Source organism: Bacillus cereus group sp. N21 (assembly GCF_016483395.1).
Classification (GTDB): Bacteria; Bacillota; Bacilli; order Bacillales; family Bacillaceae_G; genus Bacillus_A; species Bacillus_A pseudomycoides.
On the sequence record NZ_JAEHBX010000174.1, the window covers coordinates 1 to 2,271 of the forward strand.

The window sequence follows — 2,271 nt, forward strand, 5'->3', positions numbered from 1 at the left end:
CGAAAGATAATTTTATTTTTGCTTTCGGATAGAAACCGCTCATGTAAACACTCCTTTTCTATTCAAATAACGCTTTTATTCAAAATCCTCATCCCAACGTTCAACTCGACCTCTTGTATAAGACCAAATCCCGTTTTTCTGAAGTGTCTCTAATTCAATTTCTACTGGAATGTATTCATCATCTAATTGCTGGCTAATGAAATCTTCAGCTACTTCTTTTGTAGGTAAGAAACAAGTCTCACTTAAATCCAAAGTAGTCTCTTCTATTGCGAAGTCATAAAAAACATCATCTTGATATTGATAAGCAAGCGCCCAAAACTTCATTCTTTCATTCCCTCTTTCTTAATAAAATCCAAATTTGTTCTTACTTAATCCCTGTAGATCCGAACCCTCCGACGCCTCTTTCGCTATCCGATAGATCATCCACCTCAACAAAATGAGCCGTTTCCACTGGTGCTATGACACCCTGAGCAATACGTTCACCCTTACTAATTTTGATAACATCATATTTCACTGGCTTTGTAATGCTAAAATCGTTATCTCCTGCTAAAATACCTGCATTAAATCTTGGCATAGATGCGTATTCAACCATTGAAACGTTATCTGCAATTACTCCAACTTCTCCCCTATATCCACTATCGATAGTCCCTAAAACTACTCGTAACTTTGTTTTTCGTGACATTCCGCTACGTGGTCTTATTTGCATTTCATATCCTGGTGGTATCTCAAATGCCAATCCTGTAGGAATCACCTTTGTTTCCCCTGGTTCAATAGTTACATCCTCTGCTGCTACTAAATCGAATCCAGCATCAAATTCCCGTGCATACTTTGGCAACTCTACATCTTTTAACCTCTTAATCTTCACTCGTAAATCCATTAACGTTCCATCTCCTTATAAGTAACTGATCAATTTCTTCTTCATATCCTGCAATTCTTGTAACTGCTGTTTCTTCGTCTTTCGCTTCTCGTTATCCAATCCGACCAAATGGTACTGCAACTTATGAATCTCACTTTGTACTGTATGGAGCTCACCCTTCACCTGTATCTTGGTTTCTTTCTTCATGAAATACCTCCTATAGACCTAATTTCGTCATTATTTTCCCTTCATTAAAACCTTCAATTAACTCATCACCTATATAAAATGATGGTAATGACATAATTCCTTTTTCCTTCAAATCATCATAAACACCATATAATTCATCTGCATTAATCTCTTCAATGTCAACTTCAACAGGACACGCTTCCAACATGAATTTTGCTCTTTTGCAATTCGGACAATCGTTTTTCGTAAACATAATGATCTTAGTTGCCATTCTCTTCATTCTCCTTTGATTCTGCTAATAGTTTAGTAATTTCAAAAGTACCATGCTCCATCGCTTTCATATCTTCATCTCCTTTGTTTGGCGGATCGTATTTGCATACATACTTGTTTGAGATATCAGCAATCATCATTGCGTAGTTTGCTATGTCACTGCACTGCCTAATAACATTCGCTGAAAACACTGAGTAATTAGAAGGTAATTCTTCAAACATGCTATCTAATTCATTTAGGTTCTTTCGTATTTGCGAAGATAGAAAATCCACTGTACAATCTGCCCAACCTGTTTTATGTTCATTCTCCTGTAATTTACTTTCCATATGTTCCCCAAACCATTTCACTTCGTTTCTAATCATTCTCCTTTTCCCCCTTTTAATAGTTCTGGATTTTCGTAGATATTGCCGATGACTTCACATTTAAAAATTTCCAGATTCTCATTCATTAAATCTATTGAATCTATGTAGCCATCGAAATAACTTTTTCTATGCTCTGCTTCACAAGGGATACCAATGAAACACATTTCTTTTCCTGAATAAGCGATTTCTGAAGTCTCATTGAATCTTTCGTGGTACACAATATCTCCTTCATAAATCGGAACATTTTTATTATCCTTTAAACCTGTGTATTGACTGACCGTTTCCCATTCAACTGGTACACAACCTTGATAATTTGCCTCAATATAAGCTAACTTATCTTCATAATCCATGATTGCACTTCCGTAGAGCCATTTTGTGTCACCATAATCCTCAATCGGTTTGCCGCGAAACTTAATCTCTCTCATTCTCCCCATCTCCTTTGATTAATTCCCATAACTCTTGTTCATTTAGTTCCCACAACTGTCTTCCGTTTATCTTGTAAATCCCTTTATGTAATAGAACATCGATGTAGATTTGTTTCCTGTCCATGTTTCCTAATGCATTCCCTTCACATAGTCCTCTTTCAACTCACGCACT

Annotated in this window: 7 protein-coding genes; all 7 read right to left on the reverse strand. The window is 36.4% G+C overall.

From position 1 onward, the window contains the following. Positions 1 to 75: 75 nt before the first annotated feature. Genes JDS96_RS30225 through JDS96_RS30255 form a run of 7 tightly spaced genes read right to left on the reverse strand, consistent with a single transcriptional unit; the run spans position 76 to position 2,223 of the window. The gene (locus JDS96_RS30225) at positions 76 to 324 is read right to left on the reverse strand and encodes a hypothetical protein (RefSeq protein WP_199669059.1); all 249 of its coding nucleotides are present in this window, start codon (positions 322 to 324) and stop codon (positions 76 to 78) included. Positions 325 to 364: 40 nt separating this feature from the next. Then, positions 365 to 877: a dUTP diphosphatase gene (locus JDS96_RS30230; RefSeq protein WP_199669060.1), complete on the reverse strand. Its 513-nt coding sequence runs from the start codon at positions 875 to 877 to the stop codon at positions 365 to 367. A gap of 15 nt (positions 878 to 892) precedes the next feature. Beyond that, positions 893 to 1,063 (reverse strand): hypothetical protein, encoded by a 171-nt coding sequence (locus JDS96_RS30235; RefSeq protein ID WP_199669061.1) that lies wholly within the window; start codon positions 1,061 to 1,063, stop codon positions 893 to 895. Positions 1,064 to 1,073: 10 nt separating this feature from the next. Continuing rightward, positions 1,074 to 1,313 (reverse strand): glutaredoxin family protein, encoded by a 240-nt coding sequence (locus tag JDS96_RS30240; RefSeq protein ID WP_199669062.1) that lies wholly within the window; start codon positions 1,311 to 1,313, stop codon positions 1,074 to 1,076. Next, complete coding sequence (locus JDS96_RS30245; RefSeq protein ID WP_199669063.1) at positions 1,303 to 1,674, reverse strand: hypothetical protein; 372 nt, start codon at positions 1,672 to 1,674, stop codon at positions 1,303 to 1,305. The genes JDS96_RS30240 and JDS96_RS30245 overlap by 11 nt, the downstream gene beginning before the upstream one ends. Then, positions 1,671 to 2,099, reverse strand: a complete 429-nt coding sequence (locus tag JDS96_RS30250) for a YopX family protein (RefSeq protein ID WP_199669064.1) — start codon at positions 2,097 to 2,099, stop codon at positions 1,671 to 1,673. The genes JDS96_RS30245 and JDS96_RS30250 overlap by 4 nt, the downstream gene beginning before the upstream one ends. Continuing rightward, positions 2,086 to 2,223: a Fur-regulated basic protein FbpA gene (locus JDS96_RS30255; protein WP_199669065.1), complete on the reverse strand. Its 138-nt coding sequence runs from the start codon at positions 2,221 to 2,223 to the stop codon at positions 2,086 to 2,088. The genes JDS96_RS30250 and JDS96_RS30255 overlap by 14 nt, the downstream gene beginning before the upstream one ends. Positions 2,224 to 2,271: the final 48 nt, after the last annotated feature.